General features: G+C 75.5%; 7 protein-coding genes. All 7 read left to right on the plus strand.

All coding sequences use genetic code 11. From position 1 onward, the window contains the following. Positions 1 to 278: 278 nt before the first annotated feature. From ACFW9Z_RS28355 to ACFW9Z_RS28385, 7 genes are read left to right on the plus strand one after another with little or no spacing between them, the layout of a single operon-like run. The gene (locus tag ACFW9Z_RS28355; RefSeq protein ID WP_384645427.1) at positions 279 to 1,319 is read left to right on the plus strand and encodes a 3-oxoacyl-ACP synthase III family protein; all 1,041 of its coding nucleotides are present in this window, start codon (positions 279 to 281) and stop codon (positions 1,317 to 1,319) included. A gap of 1 nt (position 1,320) precedes the next feature. Next, positions 1,321 to 1,554, plus strand: coding sequence for an acyl carrier protein (locus ACFW9Z_RS28360; RefSeq protein WP_384645428.1), 234 nt, complete (start codon positions 1,321 to 1,323; stop codon positions 1,552 to 1,554). Further along, positions 1,551 to 2,306, plus strand: coding sequence for a 2-oxo acid dehydrogenase subunit E2 (locus ACFW9Z_RS28365; RefSeq protein ID WP_384645429.1), 756 nt, complete (start codon positions 1,551 to 1,553; stop codon positions 2,304 to 2,306). Before ACFW9Z_RS28360 ends, ACFW9Z_RS28365 begins: the two co-directional genes overlap by 4 nt. Continuing rightward, the gene (locus tag ACFW9Z_RS28370) at positions 2,303 to 3,442 is read left to right on the plus strand and encodes an alpha/beta hydrolase (RefSeq protein WP_384645430.1); all 1,140 of its coding nucleotides are present in this window, start codon (positions 2,303 to 2,305) and stop codon (positions 3,440 to 3,442) included. The genes ACFW9Z_RS28365 and ACFW9Z_RS28370 overlap by 4 nt, the downstream gene beginning before the upstream one ends. After that, positions 3,439 to 4,233: a thioesterase II family protein gene (locus tag ACFW9Z_RS28375; RefSeq protein ID WP_384645431.1), complete on the plus strand. Its 795-nt coding sequence runs from the start codon at positions 3,439 to 3,441 to the stop codon at positions 4,231 to 4,233. The genes ACFW9Z_RS28370 and ACFW9Z_RS28375 overlap by 4 nt, the downstream gene beginning before the upstream one ends. Before the next feature lie 18 nt (positions 4,234 to 4,251). Next, a complete protein-coding gene (locus ACFW9Z_RS28380; RefSeq protein WP_384645432.1) occupies positions 4,252 to 22,119 on the plus strand; it encodes a type I polyketide synthase in 17,868 nt (5,955 codons plus the stop codon). Further along, a complete protein-coding gene (locus ACFW9Z_RS28385) occupies positions 22,023 to 23,399 on the plus strand; it encodes a beta-ketoacyl reductase (protein ID WP_384645491.1) in 1,377 nt (458 codons plus the stop codon). Before ACFW9Z_RS28380 ends, ACFW9Z_RS28385 begins: the two co-directional genes overlap by 97 nt. The last annotated feature ends 41 nt before the right edge of the window (positions 23,400 to 23,440 follow it).

Consider the following 23,440-nt stretch of genomic DNA (forward strand, 5'->3'; position numbering starts at 1 on the left):
ATCACATTCGATCGGTGCGCCGTCGGAGGGAGAGGGAGAGGGGGAGAGGGAGAGGGGGAGCGGAAGGCCCGTGGCGGCTCGCCCCGGCGGAGTGGCCGACCGCGACCACCGGGTGGCCGAGGCGGACCCGGCCCGACCGGCGGGGGCGGCTCGACCGGCGGGCCCGACCAGCGGGGGCGGCTCGGCACCACGGGCACCGACGAGCGGGAAGAAGCACTTAGTTCGGCTTTAGGCGGCGACCTTAGCGTCCGGAATCGGTAACGCGAAAGGAGTCCGCCATGAGCGACCGCACGGTGCGTGTCCTGTCGGTGGGATCGGCTCTGCCGGGGCCCCCGATCGGCACCGCCGCCTTGGCCGCACGCTTCGGAATGGACCAGCTCTGGGAGAGCTGGGTCGACACGTTCATCGGGACGAGGACCCGGCACCTGGCCATCGACCTGGCCACCGGCCGTCCGGGCCAGTCCCTGGCGGACCTCGGCGAGATCGCCGCCGCGCGTGCGCTGGCCGGGGCCGGACTCTCCGCCGGGGACATCGATCTCCTGGTGCTCGGCACCGCGACCCCCGACACCCTGATGCCCGCCACGGTCAATGTGATCGCCGACCGGCTCAGGATCGACGGCATCCCGACGTTCCAGCTTCAGTCCGGCTGCTCGGGCGCCGTGCAGACCATCGACGTGGCCTCCTCGCTGCTGGCCACCGGACGTTACCGGACCGCCCTGGTCATCGGGGGCGACGTCATCGCCAAGCACTACGACGTCACCGCCGACCTCAAGTCCCTGCCCCCGGAAGAGCTGGTGAACTACCTGCTGTTCGGCGACGGGGCGGGCGCCGCCGTACTCACCACCGACGAGCGGCCCGGCGCCCCGGAGATCCGCGCGGTGCTGACCCGCCTGTGCGGCCTGGACCGGCAGCCGGGACAGATCCTGCACTGGTACGGGATCGCGGACCGTCACTCGGGACGGGCACCGGCCCAGGAGGACTACAAGGCCATCGAGGAGCACGTACCCGAACTCGCCGAAGAGGTCGTACGGGAACTGCTCGACGACCTCGGCTGGGAGCGGGACGAGGTGGACCATCTGCTGCCGCCGCAGCTCTCCGTCACGATGACCGAGAAGATCGTCAAGCGGCTCGATCTGCCGCTCGCCCAGGAGATCAGCCTCGTCGGCGACACCGGGAACAACGGCAACGCCCTGCTCTTCCTCCAGTTGGAGAAGCTCCTCGCCCGGATGACCGCCCCCTCACGGGCCCTCGCGGTCGCCATCGAGTCGAGCAAGTGGACCAAGGCGGGCCTCGCCATCGAACTGGGCGGAGGCGACTGACATGAGCGATGTCCTGACGCGCGACGAGTTCACGGAACTGGTCCGGGACCAGACCGGCATCGAACTCAAGGAGGGCGACCTGCACCTCGCGCTCGACCAGCTGGCCGGCTGGGACTCCGTACAACTCCTCGGACTCCTGGTGGCACTGGAGAGACGCGTGGGGCGACAGCTGTCCCTGCCGGACTTCCTGGACGCCGGTGACCTGGGGTCCCTCTACGAAATGGTGATCCGTTGACCGGCCGTCCGTTCCCCACCCAGCGCAGGCACACCCTGTTCTTCCTCGACCAGATACGGGACTTCGCCCCCGTCCACCTGGACACCGAGGTCGACGCCACCGCCCTGGTCGCGGCCCGGCACCGCGCCCGCGAGGCGGGTCCGCGCCGCTCGGTCGTCTCCTACGTCGTGCACGCGGCGGCCGGTGTCCTGGCGAAGCACCCGCAGGCCAACGCGGCGATCCACGGACGGCTCGATCCGAGAGTCGCCACCTTCGACACCGTGAGCGCCAAGGTCACCCTCGACCGGGTGCTCGACGGGCAGCGGGTGGTCCTCGCCACCGTCATCCCCGGGCTGGAACACGCGGGGCTCGCGGAGATCCAGGAACACCTGGACCGGGTCGCCGCCCAGGACCCCGACACCGCAGAGGAGTTCGCCGCCATCAGGCAGCTGCGCCGGCTGCCGTTCCAGGAGGCCCTCGACCGGTTCCGTACGGCAGCAGGCCTGCTGGAGCGCCGGCCCGGGACCACCGGAACGTTCAGCGTCACCTCGCTCGGCCACCGGGCGGTCGACGGGTTCCACTCCGTCGGCGGCACCACCGTCACCCTCGGCGTCGGCCGGATCACCGACCGGCCGGTGGTCCGCGACGGAGCCGTCGCCGTGGCCCCGGTGCTGCGCCTCTCCCTCACCTTCGACCACCGGGTGATCGACGGAGCCGAAGCGGCGGACGTCCTCACCGAGATCAAGGACGCACTGGAGGCGGTCCCCGCATGAGCGAGACCCGGCAGCACCGAGGAACCGGCCCGGCCGCGCCCGGCACCGGGGGGAACGACCTCGCCGAGCTGAAGCGGTTCGTCGTGGCCCACGCGATATCGCAGGAACTGCCCGCCGACCACTACGCGGACCTCCTCGACCGGATCACCACCGACACCGGTGACGGCCCCGGCTCCTGGGCCCACGAATGGGTCCGGGCGGGGGAGGAGCGCGACGCGGCCGGGGACGTCCTGGCCGCCGCACAGCTCTACACCATGGGCCGCTTCCCCTATGTCGACGGCCCCGCCCGCGCCCGTGCCCTCGAACGGAGCGTGGACGCCTTCGACCGGTGGAGGCGGGCCTCGGCGACCGGCATCGAACCGGAGACCGTACTCGTCGACGGCGTCCCGGTACGGATCTGGACCGCCGGGCTCGACGCCGCGCACCCCCGGCCGCTCCTGGTGATGACCGGCGGCATCGTCAGCACCAAGGAGCAGTGGGGGCCCGTCCTGCCCCGGATCGTGGCCCTCGGCCTGGCCGGTGTCGTCGCGGAACTCCCCGGGGTGGGCGAGAACCCGCTGGTCTACGGCCCGGACAGTCACCGCCTGTTCCCCGCCGTGCTCGACGCGCTCGCCGGTCGTGCGGACGTCTCCCGGACCTATCTGCTGGCGCTCAGCTTCAGCGGCCACCTCGCCGTCCGCGCCGCACTGGCCGACCCCCGTATCCGGGGCATCGTCGGCAACGGCCTGCCCGTGCACGACTTCTTCACCGACACCGCGTGGCAGCGGCAGGTCCCCGGGATCACCCGGGACACCCTCGCCCATCTGGCGGGCGTGGCGGCCGGTGAGGTCTGGGAACGGATACGCGACTGGGCGCTCGGCGACGCCGAACTCCGGGAACTGTCCGTGCCGTTGGCCGTGGTCACCGCCCGGCGCGACGAGATCGTCCCGGCCCGGGACGCGGAACGGCTGGAGAAGAACGTGGCCGATCTGCGGCAGTTGGTCCACGACGATGTGCACGGGGCCCCGGCGCATCTCGCCGAGACCCGGCTGTGGAGCCTCCTCGCCGTTCAGCTGATGCGCCCGGACGCCGACCCCGCCGTCGTCGAACACCTCTCCCGCGCCGTCGAGGCGGCCCGCGCGGAGGCCGTCCGGTGAGCGGCACCGAGACCGTCCGCCCGGCGGCCGCACCGCCCGGCCGCGACACGGCGGACGACTGGCTCAGGGAGTACGCGCCCGCCGACCCGGGCGCCCCCGTCCTCGTGGTGCTGCCGCACGCCGGGGGCTCGGCGGCCTTCTTCGGACCGTTGGCCCGCGCCCTCGCCCCCGGCGTACGGGTCCTCGTCGTGCAGTACCCCGGCCGGCTGGAGCGGCACCGGCACCGGCCCGTCGAGGACATCGGGGAGCTCGCCCGGCACACCGCCGAGGCCGTCGCCACCCGTACCGGCGGGGCGCCCGTCGCCTACTTCGGGCACAGCATGGGCGCACTGGTGGCCTACGAAGCGGCGCTCCTCGGCGAGCGGGGCCTCGGCCCGCGCCCCCGGGCGCTCTTCGCCTCGGCCGGCCGGGCACCGGGGCTCACCCATGTCGACCCCGCCGTACTGCGCGACGACCCCTCCCTCATCGAGCACGTGCTGTTGCTGGGCGCCACGTCGCGGGCCGCCCTGGACGTCCCCGACCTGCGGGAGCTGATCCTCCCGGCCCTGTGGTCGGACTACCGGGCCCTGAGCGCGTACGTCCCCGACCACGATGCCCGGATCGCCTGCCCGGTGACCGCGCTGATCGGGGACCGGGACCCGCTGGTGCCCGTCGAGGACGCGGCCCGCTGGCGGGACCACACCACGGGCGCCTTCCAGCTCCAGGTGCTGCCGGGCGACCACTTCTACCTGACACCACGGCAGGCCCGCGTGACGGAAACCGTACGCACGGTGCTCACCGAACTGTCCTGAACGAGAACGAGGTGTGAGTTGAGCGGCAACGGCAACGACACAGAGGCGGCCCGGAACACCGGCACCACGGGGCCCGCCCGGGCCCCGGAGCGACCGGACCGGCCCGTGGCCGTGATCGGCCTGGCCTGCCGGCTGCCCGGAGCACCGGACCCCGGGGCGCTGTGGCGGCTGCTCGGTGACGGGCGCAGCGCCGTCCGCGAGGTGCCGCGGGACCGGGCCGGGACGACGGTCGACCGGCTCTCCCGCTCCCACCCGGGGACCGGGTACGGCGGCTACCTGGACTCCGTCGACACCTTCGACGCGGAGTTCTTCGGTGTCTCCCCGCGCGAGGCGGCGGCGATGGACCCGCAGCAGCGGCTGATCCTCGAACTGAGCTGGGAGGCGCTGGAGCACGCGGGTGTGCTTCCCGGCTCCCTGCGGGCCACGCGCACCGGGGTGTTCGTCGGTTCCCTCGCGGACGAGTACGCCGCCCTGTCGCGCGGGGACGCCCTCGGCAGACACACGCTGACCGGCACCACCCGCGGCATCATCGCGAACCGGGTGTCGTACACCCTCGGTCTGCACGGCCCGAGCATCGCCGTCGACACCGCGCAGTCCTCCTCCCTGGTCGCAGTGCACCTGGCCTGCGAGAGCCTGCGGCGCGGCGAGTCCCGGCTCGCCCTCGCGGGCGGCGTCAACCTGATCGTCGCGCCCGAGTCGACCGCGGCCGTGGCCCGGTTCGGCGGACTGTCGCCCGACGGGCACTGCTACACCTTCGACCGCCGCGCCAACGGCTATGTACGGGGGGAGGGGGCCGGTCTCGTCCTGCTCAAACCCCTCGACGAGGCGCTGGCGGACGGCGACCGGGTGCACGCGGTCATCCTGGGCAGCGCGGTCAACAACGACGGGGCCACCGACGGGCTGACCGTCCCGAGCAGCCGGGCCCAGGCCGAGGTGGTCCGGCTCGCCTGCGAAGCGGCCGGGGTCACCCCCGGGGACCTCCAGTACGTCGAACTGCACGGCACCGGGACCCCGGTCGGCGACCCCCTGGAGGCGGCGGCACTGGGGCTGGTCCGCGGCCTCGGCGGGACCACCGGAGTGAACGGCACGGCATCTGCGGCCCCCGGCGGCGAGGCACAGGACGGGCCGCGGCCGCCGGTCCTCGAAGTCGGCTCCGTCAAGACCAACGTGGGCCACCTGGAAGGGGCCGCGGGGATCGCCGGGCTGCTGAAGACGGTTCTGGCGGTGGCACACCGGGAACTGCCCGCCACCCTCGACCACGTCGAGCCCAACCCCCGGATCGACCTCGTCGGGCTGCGGCTGGCGGTCCGCACCGCGCACGGGCCCTGGCCGAGACCCGGGCAGCGGCTCGTGGCAGGCGTCAGCTCCTTCGGCATGGGCGGCACCAACTGCCACCTCGTCCTCGCCGAACCACCCGAGCCGGAGGCGTCCGAGCCCGAACCGCCCGAGCCCGAGCCTGAGGCCCGCGAGCCCGAGGAGCCCGCGCCCCGGCCCGCGCCCCGGCCCGAGGACCTGCCCGAGGACCGGCCGGCCACCGGGCTGCCCCTCCTGCTCAGCGCCCGTACCGAGAACGCCCTGCGCGACCAGGCCGCCGCCGTCCGCGCGCTCGTCGCCGCGCACGGCACCGTGCCGCGCGGTCTCGCCCGCTCGCTGGCCACCACCAGAACGGCGTTCGGGCGGCGGGCGGCCCTCACCGGAGACGTGCTCGCGGGCCTCGACGCCCTCGCGGCGGGCCGCCCGGCGCCCGGCGTACTGACCGGCGACGCGACGGACGCCCCCCTCGCGGTCCTGTTCCCCGGACAGGGCAGCCAGCGGAGCGGCATGGGACGTGCCGCGTACGAGCGCCACCCCGCCTGGCGCCACGCCTTCGACGAGGTGGCCGGGGTACTCGACGGGCTGCTGCCGCGCCCCCTGGCGGACATCCTGTGGGTGGCCCCGGACAGCGCCGAGGCGGAGCTGCTGAACCGGACCCTGTACACCCAGCCCGCGCTCTTCGCCGTCGAGGTCGCGACCTACCGGCTGTACGCCTCGCTCGGTCTGCGGCCCGGATTCGTCGCCGGGCACTCCATCGGGGAAGTGGCCGCCGCCCATGTCGCGGGCATCCTCGACCTGCCGGACGCGGCCCGGCTGATCACCGCGCGCGGCCGGCTCATGGACGCGCTTCCCGAGGGCGGCGCGATGCTCGCCGTGGCCGCCCCGGAGCCGGAGGCCGCGGAACTGCTCGCGGAGCTCGGCGGACAGGCGGCCATCGCGGCGGTGAACGGACCGGCCTCGGTGGTGGTCTCCGGCGCGGCGGACGTGCTCGACGCGCTCGCGGCCCGCGCCGCCGGGCGCGCTCTGCGGACCCGGCGGCTGCGGGTCAGCCACGCCTTCCACTCGCCGCTGATGGACCCGATGCTGGAGGAGTTCCGCGCCGAGCTCGCCTCCCTCACCTTCGGCCGGGCGACGATCCCGTTCGTCTCGACGGTGACCGGGGACCCCGTCACCACCACCGACGCCGCCTACTGGACCGAGCACGCCCGGTCCCCGGTGCGGTTCGCCGACGCCGTGCTGCGGCTGCGGGACCTCGGAGCCGGTGTCTTCGCCGAAGCGGGCCCCGGCCGTACCCTCTGCGCCCTCGGCCGCGAACTGACCGGCGGGGCCGCCGTCCACGTACCCCTGCTCGGCAAGGACGACGACATCGACCGCGCGGTGGGCGCGCTGTTCACCGCCGGACACCCCCTGGACCCCGACCGGGTGTTCCCGGCCGACGGGCCACGGGTCGACCTGCCCACCTACCCCTTCCAGCGCGAACGGTACTGGCTGGACCAGCTCGACGGGGGCCCGCCCGGCACCCCGGACGGGCCACCGGCCGACCTCGCCGCCCGCACCGGACCCGTACCGTCAGACGAGGGAACGTACGGCACGGACGGTACGTACGAAACGGATGGTACGGGCGACGTGGGCCGCACGGACGATGTGGGCGGCACGGGCGGCACGGGCGGTACGGGCGACGCGGGCGGCATCGGCGGGAGCAGCGGCACCGCCGCCGGGGACGAGGTCGAGCGCCGGGTCCTGGAAGCGCTCGCCGCCGTCCTCGGGCACAGCGACCCCGCCCGTATCGACACCGGGGCCGGGTTCAAGGACCTCGGGATCGACTCGCTCGGCCTGGTCGAGCTGAGCGAACTGGTGGGGCAGGGCCTGGCGACCGCGCTTCCGGCGGCCGAGCTCTACAGCCATCCGACCGCCGCCGCCCTCATCGCCCACCTGCGCGGAACCCTGGCCGCCGACGCCGGTCACCGTGCTCCCGCCCGGCTCTCCCGGACCACTGCCCCCGCCACGGCGGACCCCGTGGTGATCGTCGGCATGGCGTGCCGCTACCCCGGCCGGGTGGCCTCCCCGGAGGACCTCTGGCGCCTGGTCGCCGAGGGGACCGACGCGATCTCCGCCTTCCCCGACGACCGGGGCTGGGACCTCGGTGAACTCTTCGCCGGTGATCCGGACCGGCCGGGGACCTCCGCCACCCGGTACGGCGGATTCCTGACCGGTGCGGCCGAGTTCGACGCCGAGTTCTTCGGGATCAGCCCCCGGGAGGCCCTGGCGCTCGACCCCCAGCAGCGGCTGCTGCTCCAGACCGCCTGGGAGGCGCTGGAACGCACGGGCCTGGACCCGCGCTCCCTGAAGGACACCGACACTGGGGTGTTCATCGGAGCGACCGCCTCCGACTACGCCCCGCGCCTGCACGAGGGCGACGGCTCATCGGACGGCTACCTCCTCACCGGATCCACCATCAGCGTGGCCTCCGGGCGGATCTCGTACGTCCTCGGACTGCGCGGCCCCGCCCTCACCGTCGACACCGCCTGCTCCTCGTCCCTGGTCGCGCTCGACCTCGCGGTGCGGGCCGTACGGTCCGGCGAATGCTCCATGGCCCTGGCGGGCGGAGCCGCCGTGATGGCCTCGCCCGGCATGTTCGTGGAGTTCTCCCGTCAGCACGGCCTCGCCGAGGACGGCCGCTGCCGGGCCTTCGGGGCCGACGCCTCCGGCACCGGGTGGGCGGAAGGCGTCGGCACCGTCGTCGTCGAACGGCTCTCCGCCGCCCGCCGGAACGGCCACCGGGTCCTCGCCGTCGTCGAGGGCACCGCCGTCAACCAGGACGGGGCGAGCAACGGCCTCACCGCCCCCAACGGCCGTGCCCAGGAAGAGGTCATCGCCCGCGCCCTGGCCGACGCCGGGCTGGCCCCGCACCAGGTGGACGCCGTCGAGGCGCACGGCACCGGCACCCGGCTGGGCGACCCGGTCGAGGCCCGGGCGCTGGCCGCCGCCTACGGGCGGGACCGGACCGTGCCCCTGCTCCTGGGCTCCCTGAAGTCCAACATCGGGCACAGCCAGGCCGCCGCCGGGATCGGCGGGGTGATCAAGACCGTACTGGCGCTGAACGCGGCCGTGCTCCCGGCGACCCTGCACGTCGAGGAGCCCTCCCCGCAGGTGGACTGGGAGGGGTCGGGCGTACGGCTGCTCACCGAGCCCACGCCGTGGCCCGCACACGAGGGGCCCCGGCGGGCGGGTGTGTCCTCCTTCGGGATCAGCGGGACCAACGCCCATGTGATCCTCGCCCAGCCGCCCGAACTGCCCGAACCGTCCGAGCCGCCCGCCGCTCTTGGGGACGCCCCCGGAGACCGGGCTCCGGCCACCGGCATTCCGCCCCGGCCCGTCCTGGTGCACGGCAACGGGCCGGAGGCCGTCCGCCGTCAGGCCGCGGCGCTGGCCGCGCATCTGGACCGCCGGCCGGAACTCGGGGCCGGCCCCCTCGCCGCGCAACTGGCCACCCGTACCCCGTTCGGCCATGGTGCCGCCGTGCTCACCGACGATCCGGCCGTCCTGCGCGAGGCGCTGGCCGAACTGTCCGCGGGCGGGGTGCATCCGGCGGTCCACACCGGGGAACGGGCGGCCGGACGCACCGTGTTCGTCTTTCCCGGACAGGGCTCCCAGTGGGCCGGGATGGCCCGTGAACTCCTCGGCACCAGCCCGGTGTTCCGGGCCTCGATCGAGGCCTGCGCCGAGGCGTTCGCCCCCTTCACCGACTGGGACCTCGGGGCGGTTCTGCGCGGTGAGCCGGACGCACCCCCGCTGGAGCGCGTCGACGTGGTCCAGCCGGTGCTGTTCGCCATGATGGTGTCGCTCGCCGCCCTGTGGGAGGCCGCGGGTGTCCGGCCGGACGCGGTGGTGGGCCACTCCCAGGGGGAGATCGCCGCCGCCCATGTCGCGGGGGCGCTGTCGCTGCCCGACGCGGCCCGGCTCGTCACGCTGCGCAGCCGGGCGCTGGTGCGGATCGCGGGGGACGGCGGGATGGTCTCCGTGGCGCTCGGCGCCGAAGCGCTCGCACCGTTCCTGGAGCACCATCCGGAGGACCTGGAGATCGCCGTACGCAACGGCCCCCGGTCCACGGTCGTCGCCGGGGCCGCGGCAGCCCTCGACGATCTGCTCGCCCGCTGCGAGGAGCAGGGCGTACGCGCCCGGCGCGTGCCCGTCGACTACGCCTCGCACACCCGGTTCGTGGATCCGCTGCGCGACCACCTGATGGAGCTGGGCGCCGCGCTGGAGCCCGCCCGGGGGGACACCGCCTACTACTCGGCCGTCACCGGGGGGCGGATCGAGGACACCTCCGCCCTGGACGCCGGGTACTGGTACCGCAACCTGCGCGGCACGGTGCGCTTCGAGGAGACGGTGCACAGCCTGATCGACAGCGGCCACCGGCGGTTCGTCGAGATCAGCCCGCATCCCGTGCTCACCTACGCCGTCGAGGAGATCCTCGGCGACCGGGGCGTCGGCGGCTTCACCGGCGGCACCCTGCGGCGCGAGGAGGGCGGAGTGCCCGCCCTGCGCCGGGCGCTGGCCCTGGCGGACCTCGGCGGCGTACCGGTCCGCTGGCCCGCCCCGGCCGCGCCGGTCACCGGCGTGGACGAACTTCCCACCTACGCCTTCGCCGCCGACCGGTACTGGCTCACCGGCACCGGATCCGGCGGCCGTGCCGGGGCGTCCCGGCTCGGCCTCGCCCCGGCCGGACACCCGCTGCTGAGCGCCCGCATCCCCCTGGCCGACGGCGGCCAGGCCCTGACCGGCCGCATCGACCCCCGCAGCCACCCCTGGCTGCTCGACCACAGCGTCCTCGGCCGACCGGTCCTGCCCGGCACCGGGTTCGCCGAACTCGCCCTGCACGCGGCCCGGCTGACCGGTGACGACGAGGTCGCCGCCCTGACGGTCCTGGCCCCGCTGCCGCTCGCCGACGACCGGGCGCTCCAGCTCCAGGTGCTGATCGGCGCGCCCGACGACGAGGGCCGCCGGTCCCTGTCCATCCACGCCCGGTCCGCCGACGACCAGCCGTGGACCCGCTACGCCTCGGCGACCCTGGGCCCGCACACCGACCCGCCCCCGGCCGCCGTCGTGGTGCCCGCCACCGCCGTACCGGTCGGGCTCGACGAGGTGTACACCGCTCTCTACCGGCTCGGTTACGACTACGGGCCCGCCTTCCAGGGCCTCGTGGCGGCCCACCGGCTCGACGGCACCCTGTACGCGGAGATCGCGTCCGGCGGAGACCTCGCCCCGGCGGGGCGCGACGACTTCGCCGTCCACCCGGCTCTGCTGGACGCGGCCCTGCACCCTGTGGTCGCCGGGCTCACCGGCCGGCGCGAGCCCGACCCCGAACGGCCTCTGCTGCCGTTCGCCCTCGAACGTGTCCAGTTGCTCGGTACGGCCGCCCGGACCGGGAACCTGCGGGTCAGGATCCGTGAACTCGCGGAGGACCGTTACGAGTTCGTCGTCGCCGACGAGGACGGGCAGCCGCTCGTCCGCATCGCCTCCCTCGCCTTCCGCCCGGTGCGACGCGAGGAGCTCGCACCGCCGCAGGACCGGCCGGACGCCCACCGGGTCGACTGGCGGCCCGTCACGGTGCCCACCCTGCCGGTGGGCCCACCGGTTGTCCTCGCCGGGTACGGGGACACGGCACGGATCACCGGAGCCCGTACGTCCTTCGCCGGAGCCGACGAACTGATCGCGGCGGGACCGGGCGCCGCGACGGTCCTCGTCCCGTTCGGCGCCGGGGACTTCGGGGACTTTGGGGACTTCGGGGCCGAGCTGGACCTGGGGGCCGAGCTGGACCCGGGGGCCGGGCCGAACCCCGGGGCCGGGCTCAACTCGGAGGACGGGCCGGACCCCGTCGAAGCCGCCCACCGCCACGCCGCCGCCCTGCTGGCCCTGCTTCAGCGCTGGCTCACCGAACCCGCCCTCGCCGAGAGCCGTCTGCTCGTCGTGGTTCCGGCGGGGGACCTCGCGGTGGCTCCGCTGAAGGGGCTGCTGCGCACCGCCGCCGCCGAACACCCAGGCCGGTTCGGGTGCGTGGAGACCGACGCCCCCGCCTCCGCCGCCCTGCTCGCCGCGCCCTACGGAGAACCCGAGGTCTCCGTCCGCAGCGGCGTCCCCCACGTGCCCCGCATCACCGGGCACCGACTCGCCCCGGCCGCCCCGGTCGCCCCGGCAGGACGGGAATCCGTCACCGGACCCCGTACGGTACTGATCACCGGCGGCACCGGAGCCCTGGGCGCCCTCGTCGCGCAGCGGCTCGCCGGGCAGACCCCGCCGCCGCACCTGCTGCTCGTCAGCCGCTCGGGTCCGGACGCCCCCGGCGCGGCCGAACTCGCCGCCCGGCTGCGCGAGCGGGGAGCCGGGGTGAGCGTCGAGGCCTGCGACGTCACCGACCGGGCGGCCCTGGCCGCGCTGCTCGACCGGATCCCGCCGGACCGGCCGCTGCGGTCCGTGGTGCACACCGCCGGGGTGCTCGCCGACGCGACCGTGCACGACATGACGCCCGGACACCTGCGCACGGCTCTGCGGCCCAAGGTGGACGCCGCCTGGTACCTGCACGAACTGACCGCCGGTACGGAGCTGGACTCCTTCGTCCTCTTCTCGTCCGCCGTGGCCACCTACGGCGTACCCGGACAGGGCAACTACGCGGCCGGCAACACCTTCCTGGACGCCCTCGCCGCCCACCGGCACGGCCGGGGACTCCCGGCGGCCGCCATCGCCTGGGGGCTGTGGGACACCTCCGGCGCCATGACCGGACACCTCGACGACCGCGACCGGACCCGGCTCGCCCGGTACGGCATCGGCGCGGTCACCGGGGAGCAGGGCCTGGACGCCCTGGACCGGGTGACCGAGGCGCACACCGTCCTCTCACCGCTCGACGGGAGCGCGCTGCGCGAGGAGGCGGCGGCCGGACGGCTGCCCGCGATCCTCTCCGGCCTCTTCACGGTCCCCGCCGCCGCCCGCCGCGGCGACACGGCCGGTGGCGCCTGGGCCCGGCGCATCGCGGCCGGGCCGCCGCAGGAGCGGCTCCGGACCCTCGTGGCACTGCTGCGGGAGCAGGCGGCCCAGGTGCTCGGGCACGAGGAGGCGGACGGCATCGACGCCGAACGTCCCTTCAAGGAACTCGGGTTCGACTCACTGACCGGGGTCGAGCTCCGCAACCGGCTCACCGCCCTGACCCGGCTCCCCCTCCCCGCGACGATCGTCTTCGAACACCCGACGGTCGGCAGCCTCGCCGCCCACCTGCTGGAGGCGTTCGAGCACCGGACGCCCCCGGCCGCCGCCGCGGCCGTCACCGGGCGCGCCGACGCCGACGACCCGGTGGTCATCGTCGGAATGGGCTGCCGCTTCCCCGGCGAGGTCGCCTCGCCCGACGACCTGTGGGACCTGGTCGCCTCGGGCACCGACGCGACCGGTGACTTCCCCGCCGACCGGGGCTGGGACCTGGAGGCGCTGTACGACCCCGACCCCGACCACAAGGGCACCACCTACACCAGACGTGGCGGATTCCTGCACGGGGCGGCCGAGTTCGACGCGGACTTCTTCGGCATGAGCCCGCGCGAGTCCCTCGCCACCGACCCACAACAGCGGCTGCTGCTCCAGATCACCTGGGAGGCGCTGGAGCGGGCCGGTATCGACCCGCACTCCCTGAAGGACTCCGACACGGGCGTCTTCATCGGCGCCATGTACGACGACTACGCGTCCCGTCTGCACCGGTCCCCCGAAGAGGTCGAGGGGCTGCTGCTGGCCGGGAACCAGTCGAGTGTGGCCTCGGGCCGGATCGCCTACGTCCTCGGCCTGCGCGGACCCGCCCTGACCGTGGACACGGCCTGCTCCTCCTCCCTCGTCGCCCTCGACCTCGCCGTCCGCGCCGTACGGTCCGGGGAGTGCGCGACCGCGCTGGCCGGCGGGGTCGCCGTGATGGCGTCCCCCGCGACCTTCGTGGAGTTCTCCCGCCAGCGCGGACTCTCCGCCGACGGACGCTGCAAGGCGTACGGGGACGGGGCCGACGGCACCGGCTGGTCGGAGGGCGCGGGCATCCTGGTCGTCGAGCGGCTCTCCCGCGCCCGCCGCCTCGGCCACCGGGTCCTCGCCGTCGTCGCCGGAACGGCCGTCAACCAGGACGGGGCGAGCAACGGCCTGACCGCCCCCAACGGCCGGGCGCAGGAAGAGGTCATCGCCCGCGCCCTGGCCGACGCGGGACTCGCCCCGCACGAGGTGGACGCGGTGGAGGGACACGGCACCGGGACCCGCCTCGGCGACCCGATCGAGGCCCGCGCACTGAGCGCCGCCTACGGGAAGGACCGTACGGCCCCCTTGCTGCTCGGCTCGCTGAAGTCGAACATCGGGCACGCCCAGGCCGCCGCCGGAGTCGGCGGTGTCATCAAGACCGTCATGGCGCTGCGCCACGGCGTACTGCCCCGCACCCTGCACGCCGGTACCCCCTCCGGCCATGTGCCCTGGGAGGAGTCGGGGCTGGCCCTGCTCCAGGAGTCCACCCCCTGGCCCGACCACGCCCGGCCGCGCAGGGCGGGTGTGTCCTCGTTCGGCATCAGCGGCACCAACAGCCACGTCATCCTCGAACAGGCCCCCGGCCCGGTGACCGCCGGGGCGGAACCGGATCCCCTCGACCCTGCTCCCGCTCCCGCCGGGCCGCCCCCCGCGCTGCTCCTCTCCGCGAAGACCCCGGCCGCGCTGCGCACCCAGGCGGCCCGGCTGCACCGCCTGCTGGCCTCGGACCGGCCCCCCGCCGTCGCGGACGTCGCCCACACCCTCGCCCGCCGTTCCCGCTTCGGCCACCGGGCACTCGTCCACGCGGGCCCCGACCTGCTCGACGCCCTCGCCGCCGTACGGGATGGAGAACGCCACCCCGCCGCGTACACCGGCCACGCCGCGCCCGAACCCCGGCTCGCGGTCCTGTTCTCCGGGCAGGGGGCCCAGCGCATCGGGATGGGCAGCGGGCTCCTGGAGTCCTCACCGGTCTACGCCGCCGCGTTCGACGAGGTGGCCGCCCACCTCGAACCGCTCATCGGCACCGGCCTGCGCGCCCTGCTGACCGGCGACCCGAAGGTCCTGCGGCGCACCGAGTACGCGCAGCCCGCCCTCTTCGCCGTCGGGACCGCCCTGTACCGGCTGGCCGAACACCACGGTCTGCGCCCCGACTTCCTCATCGGCCACTCCGTCGGCGAGGTCGCCGCCGCGCATGTGTCCGGCATCCTCGACCTGGCCGACGCCGCCGCGCTGGTGGCCGCCCGGGGACGGCTGATGGGGTCAGCCCGGCCGTCCGGCGCGATGGCGGCGCTCGCGGCCACCCCCGAGCAGGCGGGCGAACTGCTGGCCCCCTTCGGGGGAGCCGTGGAACTCGCCGCCGTCAACGGGCCGGAGGCCGTCGTGGTCTCCGGCGACGCCGACGCGGTCGCCGCCGTCACCGAACGCTGGAAGGGCGAGGGGCACAAGGCCACCGCGCTCGCGGTCAGCCACGCCTTCCACTCCGCCCACATGGACGAGGTCCTCGGCGCCTTCCACGAGGAGCTGTCCGCCCTGACCTTCGCCGCACCCTCGGTACCGGTCATCTCCACCGTCACCGGCTCGCCCGTCGACGCGGACGAGATGGCACGGCCGGAGTACTGGACCGGGCAGATCCGCCGGCCTGTGCTCTTCCACGACGCGGTCACCAGTGCTCTCGCGCTCGGCGTGAGCGCCTTCGCCGAACTCGGCCCGGACGGCTCGCTCGCCGCACTCGTCCAGGACCGGCCGGAGGCCCGGGCGGCCGTCTCCGTCCCCCTGCTGCGCAAGGGGCGGCCCGAGGCGGACACGGTGCGGGCGGCGCTGAGCCGGCTGCACATCGCGGGAACACCGCTGGAGCCGGCCCCCGACGCCGCGCCGGGACGCCTCGTCGACCTCCCCGTCTACCCCTTCGAGACCCGCCGGTACTGGCTCGACGACCCCGGCCCGGCCCCGCTCGGCACCGCCGGGGACAGCCACGGGCTGGACGCCTCGGCCCATCCGCTGCTCACCGCGAGCACCGGCCTCCCCGACGGCTCCACCCTGCACACCGGAGTGCTCTCGACCGGGCTGCACCCCTGGCTCGACGGCCACCGGATCGACGGGCGGACGCTCCTGCCCGCCGCCGCCCTGCTGGAACTGGCGCTCACCGCGGCGCACGCCGACGGCCGGGGCACCCTCCGCGACCTCGTCGTACACGCGCCGCTGGAGCTGCTGCCCGGCGACACCACCACGATCCAGGCGGTCGTGGCCCGGGACGGCGAACTGACCGTACGCTCAAGCACTTCAAGCACTTCCAGCACCCCCGATGGCCCCGGTACTCCCGACGGCCCCGGCACCCCCGGCGGCCGCTGGACGGTGCATGCCACGGCGGTCCTCACCGGCGACCAGGTCACCCCCGAGCCGCCCGGCACCGAGCCGCCCGACACCGCGTACACCGGCGAACCCCTGGCCCCCGACGGCCCCGAGGACGCTTATCGGAGGCTCGCGGAGCGCGGGTACGAGTACACCGGAGCGTTCCGTTCCCTGACCGGGGCGTGGCGCACGGACGGGGTGCTGCACGCCGAGGCCGTACTGCCCGCACCCGACACCGCGCAGGCCTCCCGCTACGGGCTGCACCCGGCGCTCCTCGACGCAGCCCTGCACACCCTCCCGCTGAGCACACCGGGAGGGGAGACCCTGGTGCCGTACGCCCTCGAAGGCGTCCGGCTGCACCGGGCCCACGCCTCCCGCGTACGGGCCACGATCACCGCGCTCGACCCCGGCAGCCACCGCGTCGAACTGGCCGACGAGGACGGCCGCCCGGTGCTGACCGTGGAGCGGCTGAGGCTGCGGGCCCTGCCCCCGGGCGGCGGGCTGTACCGGCTGGAGTGGCGGCCCGCGCGGCGCGAGGAGACGCCCGGATCCACCGGAGATCCGACCTTCGTCCACCTCAAACCCGGTCAGGGCGTCGCCGAGGCAGCCGAGTTCGCCCGTGCCACGGTCGGCTCCCACCTCGCGGCCGGTCCGGACGGCGACCGGCTCGTCCTCGTCACCCGGGGGCTGGCCGTCCTGGCGGGGGAGGAGGCCGATCCGGGCACCGCCGCGCTCTGGGGGTTCGTCCGGGCCGCCCGGTCCGAGCACCCGGGCCGGTTCGCCCTGGTGGACACCGACGACAGCGGCGCCGACGACCCGGAGCTCCTGGCCGCGGCCGCCCGCTCCGGCGCGCAGTCCGCCGTACGCGGGGGTGAGATCCGCACCCCCCGGCTGGTTCCGGTGGACGAGGCCCCGCCCTCCGGCGACGGGGTGCCCGGGTGGGAGCGCAGCGCCGCCGGGGGCACCGTACTGATCACCGGCGGTACCGGCGCCGTGGGCCGCGCCACCGCGCGCCATCTGGTCGAGCGGTACGGCGTACGCCGGCTCCTGCTGGTCTCCCGTCGCGGCCCGGACCACCCCGACGCCGGGGCCGTCCGCGAGGAACTGACCGCCCTGGGCGCCGAGGTGACCGTCACGGCCTGCGACATCGCGGACCGGCGGGCGCTCGCCTCGCTCCTGAACGGTCTCGACCGGCCGCTGTCCGCTGTGGTGCACGCCGCCGCCGTCACCGAGGACTCCGTCGTCGAGCGGCTGTCGCCCGAGGCCCTGCGCGCGGTCCTCGACGCCAAGGCGGTCGCGGCGGAGCACCTGGACGAACTGACCCGCGACGCCGGGCTGGACGCGTTCGTGCTGTACGGCTCCGTCGCCGCCGTGCTCGGCACGGCGGGCCAGAGCGGCTACAGCTCGGCCAATGCGGCGCTGGAGGCCGTGGCGCACCGGCGCAGGGCCGCCGGGGCGCACGCGCTGACCGTGCACTGGGGCCTGTGGGACCTGGCCGACGGACTGGCCGCGCGGCTGACCGGTCGTGACGTGGACCGGCTGGCCCGTGCCGGACTCCGGCCGCTGCCCCCGGCCGCCGCCCTCGCGCTCCTGGACCGCGCGCTGCGCCCCGACGGCCCGGGGCCGGTCACCGTGGTGGCCGCCCGGCTCGACCTCCGTACGGTGAACGGCGCGGCCCACGACGACGGGCCCGCGAGGCCGTCCCGTCGGGCCGTCGCGGCCCCGGGCGCCACGGACGTGACGGCGACCGTGCTGGCGGCGGTGGCCGAGGTGCTCGGCCACCGGCAGCCCACCGCCATCGATCCCGAACGCCCCTTCACCGACCTCGGCCTCGACTCGCTGACCGCGGTCGAACTGCGCAACAGGCTCGGCGAGGAGCTGGGGCTGCGGCTGCCGGGCGCGATCGTCTTCGACCACCCGAACCCCGGCGCGCTCGCCCGCCACCTGACGGCCCTGGCCGCGCCGGGGCCGGACCACGCCCCGGCCCCGGACACCGGGCCCGTACCCCGGCCGGAGACGGCCGGGGAGGACCCCGTGGTGATCGTCGGGATGGCCTGCCGCTTCCCCGGCGGCGTACGGACCCCCGAGGAGCTGTGGGAGCTGCTGGCCTCGGGCACCGACGCCACCACGCCGTTCCCCACGGACCGTGGCTGGGACGGCGACCTGTTCGACCCGGACCCGGACCACCTCGGCACCTCGGCCACCGGGCGCGGGGGATTCCTGCACGACGCCGCCGACTTCGACCCCGAGTTCTTCGGCATCAGCCCGCGCGAGGCACTGGCCGTCGACCCCCAGCAGCGGATCCTGCTCCAGACGGCCTGGGAGGCGGCCGAGAGCGCCGGGATCGACCCGGCGAGCCTGCGCGGCTCGCGCAGCGGCGTCTTCGTCGGTGTCATGTACTCCGACTACGGCGCCCGCGTCCACCAGCACCGGGGCGCCGCCAAGGACCTGGAGGGCTATCTCGTCAGCGGCAGCGCGGGCAGCGTCGCGTCGGGGCGGATCTCCTACACGCTCGGCCTCGAAGGCCCGGCGGTCACCGTCGACACCGCCTGCTCCTCCTCGCTGGTGGCGGTCCATCAGGCCGCCCAGGCGCTGAGGCTGGGCGAGTGCACCCTGGCTCTCGCGGGCGGCGCCACCGTGATGGCGAGCCCAGCCACGTTCATCGAGTTCAGCCGGCAGCGCGGGCTGGCCCCCGACGGCCGCTGCAAGCCGTTCTCGGCCGACGCCGACGGCACGGCCTGGGGCGAGGGCGCCGGGCTGCTGGTCCTGGAGAAGCTCTCCGACGCCCGGCGCAACGGGCACCGCGTCCTCGCCGTCGTGCGGGGCTCCGCCGTCAACCAGGACGGGGCGAGCAACGGCCTGACCGCGCCCAACGGGCCCGCCCAGGAACGGGTCATCCACAGCGCCCTGAACACCGCCGGACTGCGCCCCGGGCAGATCGACGTCCTGGAGGCGCACGGCACCGGGACCAGGCTCGGCGATCCTGTCGAAGCGGGCGCGGTGCTGCGTACCTACGGAAGCGGGCGCGGGGAGCGCGGCCCCCTGCTGATGGGCTCGGTGAAGTCGAACATCGGCCACACCCAGGCCGCCGCCGGGATCGCCGGGATCATCAAGATGGTGCTGGCGATGGACCGGGGCCAGGTCCCGGGCACCCTGCACGTCGCCCGGCGCTCCGAGCACGTCGACTGGTCCGGGGGAGAGGTGGACATCCCGGAGACCCTGTCCGACTGGCCGGACACCGACGGGCCGCGGCGCTCCGCCGTCTCCTCCTTCGGGATCGGCGGCACCAACGCCCACATCGTCCTGGAGGAGGGCGGCACGGCCGTGCACCCGGCCGTCACCCGGGCGGAATCCGTAAACGAGCCCGTAAACGAGCCCGTAAACGAATCCGTGGAGGAATCCGCGAGGGAGGACGGCATCCCCACGCGGGACCGGCGGCCCGTCCCCTGGGTCCTCAGCGCCCGCACCCCCCGGGCGCTGCGCGAACAGGCCACCCGCCTGATCGCGCACCTCGGCGCCCGGAGCGAGGTGCGCGTCCGCGACGTGGCCCTGTCGCTGGCCACCACCCGTACCGCCTTCGATCTGCGCGCGGTGGTCGTGGGCCACGACGCGGCCGAACTCCTGGCGGGCCTCGGGCACATCGCCCGCGGCACCTCGCCGGAGCCCGGCACCTTCCCCCTCGTGGTCACCGGCGCACCCGTGCGCGGCCGGACGGCCGTGCTCCTCACCGGCCAGGGCAGCCAGCGCACCGGCATGGGGAACGGGCTGTACCGCGCCTACCCGGCGTACGCCCGCGCCTTCGACGCCGTACGCGCCGAGTTCCGCCGGGCCGAGAGCATCGACGTGGCCGCCGCGATCGAGGGCGGCCCGGACGGCGGCGCGCCCGATCTGGACGCGACCCGCTACACCCAGGCCGCCCTGTTCACCGTCGAAGTGGCGCTGTTCCGGCTGCTGGAGAGCTGGGGGCTGCGGCCGGAGCTGTTCGCCGGACACTCCGTCGGGGAGATCACCGCCGCGCACCTCGGCGGCGCGCTCGGCCTGCGTGAGGCCGTACGCCTGGTCGGCGTGCGCGGCCGGCTGATGCAGGAACTGCCGCCCGGCGGCGCGATGCTGGCCGTCGAAGCGGGCGCCGCGACCGTCGGGGAACTGGCCGGCGACCTGACCGGGGTGGACATCGCCGCGGTCAACGCCCCCTCGGCGACCGTCCTGTCCGGGGACGCCGAAGCGATCGAGCGGATCGGCGCGGCCCTGTCCGCCGCCGGGCAGCGCGTCAAACGGCTCACGGTCAGCCACGCCTTCCACTCCGCCCGGATGGACCCCATGACGGAGCCCTTCCGGGCCGCGCTCGGCCGACTGACGACCGGGCCCCTCGACGGTGTCCTCGTCTCCACGCTGACCGGACGGGAGGCGGACGCCGAACAGCTCGCCTCCGCCGCGTACTGGGCCGACCAGGTCCGCTCCACCGTCCGGTTCGCCGACGCGCTGCGGCGGCTGCGGGAACTGGGCGCCGCCCACTTCCTGGAGATCGGCCCGGACGCCTCGCTGACCGCCCTCGCGGACCGGTGCGACCTGGGCGCGGACACCGCCGCGTTCGCCTTCCTCGACCGCAGGAAGGACGATGTGGCGGCCCTGTGGACCGCCGTCGCCCGCGCCCACACGGCGGGCGTCGCCTGGGACTGGCCCGCCCTCATCGGCGGCGACGCCCGGCCGGTGCCCCTGCCCACCTACCCCTTCCAGCAGGAGCGCCTGTGGCTGCTGCCGCCACAGGCCGAGGACGGCACCGCGCACGGCATCGGCGCGGACGACCCCGGCCTGCCGCTGCTGTCGGCCGCCCTCACCGACCCCGACGGCACCCACACCGTCTACACCGGAGTGCTCTCCCACCGGCGGCAGCCCTGGCTCGGCGACCACGCCCTGTTCGGCACGCCCCTGCTGCCCGCCACCGCGCTGGTCGAGCTCGTCGGGGCACTCGCCGTCCGGCACGAGAGGCCGTCCGTCGAGGAACTCACCCTGCACGCCCCCGTGGTGGTGGAGGAGGAGGCGGAGATCCAGCTCAGGGTCACCGTGACCGGTCCGGCGGTCCGCGTCCACGGCCGGACGTCCGGCCCGGCGCCCTGGACCCTGCACGCCGAGGCCACGCTCACCGCCGGGACCGACGGGCCCGCCACCGAGAGGGCCGCCGACCGCCCGGCGGGAGCGGTCCGGGTGCCCCTCGACGGGCTGTACGGCAAGCTGGCCGACCGGGGGTACGACTACGGTCCCGGCTTCCGGGGCCTGCGGGACCTCTGGCGCACCGAGGACGCGCTGTACGCCGAGGCCGACACCGGCCGGTCCCTGGCCGCCGGGCTGCTCGACTCCGTACTCCACGCCTGGCTCGCCCGTCCCGAGGGCGGCCCGGGCGAGGAGTCCGGCGGCAGCGGGGCGCCCCGCCTCCTCGTCCCGTACGGCTGGTACGGGGTGCGGCTGCACGCCGACCCGGCCGGTCCGCTCCGTGCGGTGATCACCCCGCGGTCGGACACCGCCTTCGCGCTGGAGGTCACCGACGAGCGGGGCGGCCCCGTCCTGACCGTCGAGGAGGTACGGCTGCGCCCGGTCTCCACCGACGCGCTCGCCTCCGCCCGGAGCGGCCCGCCGCTGCCCCACACGGTCCGCTGGGACCCCGAACAGCTCACCGAGGACGCGTCGGCCACCGGCCGGACGGTCGCGCTGGTGACCGGTACGGCGCCCGACGGGCTGCCCTTCCCCGTGGTCGCCGAGCCGGACCCGGACGCGGACGTCCTGGTCGCCGTCCCCGCCCACGACGACATCCGGCGCAACCTCCTCGACGTACGGGATCTGATCAACGGCCTGCCCGAGCGTACTCATCTGACCGTCCTGACGACCGGGGCCGTCGCCGCGCTCGACACGGACCGGGTACCGGGGCTCGCCCAGGCCCCGCTGTGGGGTCTGCTGCGCTCCGCCCAGCACGAACACCCGGGCAGGATCAGCGTCGTCGACAGCGACGGGCACCCGGACTCGCTCGCGCTGCTCCCCCGGCGGTGGCCGCCCGGAGCGGCCAGCTCGCCCTGCGCGGGGGGCAGGCGTACCGGCCGGTGCTGCGGGAGGCGGAGCCCTCGTACGGGACACCGGCGGACCGCCCTGCCGAAGGGGCCGGGCCCGTCCCGCCGTTCGGCGGCGGAACCGTCCTGATCACCGGGGCCGGCGGGGCCCTCGGCTCCGCGGTCGCCCGGCACCTCGTCGAGAAGCACGGCGTCGGCAGACTGCTCCTGGTCAGCAGGCGTGGGGCGGCCGACCCGGTCCTGCGCGCCCTCGCCGAGGAACTCGCCGACCGCGCGGACACCCGGACCGCCGCCTGCGACCTCGCCGACGGCCCGGCCGTCGAGCGCCTGCTCGACGGGATCGACCGGGCGCACCCGCTGACCGCCGTCCTCCACACGGCCGGAGCGCTCCAGGACGCGGTGCTCACCAACCTGACCGCCGGCCAACTCGACCTCGTACTGCGCCCCAAGACCGACGCAGCCGGTCATCTGCACCGGCTCACCCAGGACCTGCCCCTCTCCGCGTTCGTCCTGTTCTCCTCCGTCGCGGGGGTGCTCGGCAACGCCGGCCAGTCCGCGTACGCCGCGGCCAACAGCTACCTCGACGCCCTCGCCCAGCACCGCAGGGCGGCCGGTCTCGCGGGCACCTCGCTGGCCTGGGGACTGTGGGAGAGCGCCGACGGCGGCGGGATGGGCTCCACGCTCGACGCACCCGCCCGCGCCCGCATGGCGCGGCTCGGCATCCGGCCGCTGAGCGTCCCCGACGGGCTGGCCCTGCTCGACCGGTCCCTGGAGGACTCCCGTACGACCGGGCGCGCGCTGTTCGTCCCCGTCAGGTTCGACCGCTCGGCGGCGGCCGGGCTCACCGGAGGCACCGCCCCCGCCGCGGCCCCCGGGACACCTGCCGGGCCCGGCACCGACGCGCCGCCTCCCCTCGTACGCCGTACCGCCGGACTGGCCCCGGACGCCGTGCGCGAACTGGTGCACACCGTCGTGACCACGGAGGTGGCGGAGGTCCTGGGCATCGCCGGGGCGGGCCGGATCCCGGGGGAACGCGGCCTCTTCGACCTGGGCCTCGACTCGCTCACCGCCGTAGAGCTGCGCAACCGGCTCTCGGCCCGGGCCGGTGAGCAGCTGCCCGCCACGCTGCTGTTCGACCACCCGACCGTACGGGCGCTCACGGACCACCTGGCGCGGCGGTACACCGCCGAACGGCCCGTCTTCGACGCCGCGTCCCTCGACGGCTGGGTGGACGCGGCCTCGGCCCTCGCGGACGACGACACGGGACGGGCCGGGCTCGTGGAGGCCCTGAGGACCGCCCTCGGCGCCCTGGACGGCACGGCGACCGCAGGCCGGGAGGGCTCCTTTGGAATGGATTCAGCCACCGATGATGAGCTGTTCGGGCTGCTGGACCGAGAACTGAGCGACTGACGCCGCGCCCCGCACCCCGCCCGCCCGGCCCCGCCGGCCGG

This window comes from Streptomyces sp. NPDC059452 (assembly GCF_042750035.1).
GTDB lineage: Bacteria > Actinomycetota > Actinomycetes > Streptomycetales > Streptomycetaceae > Streptomyces.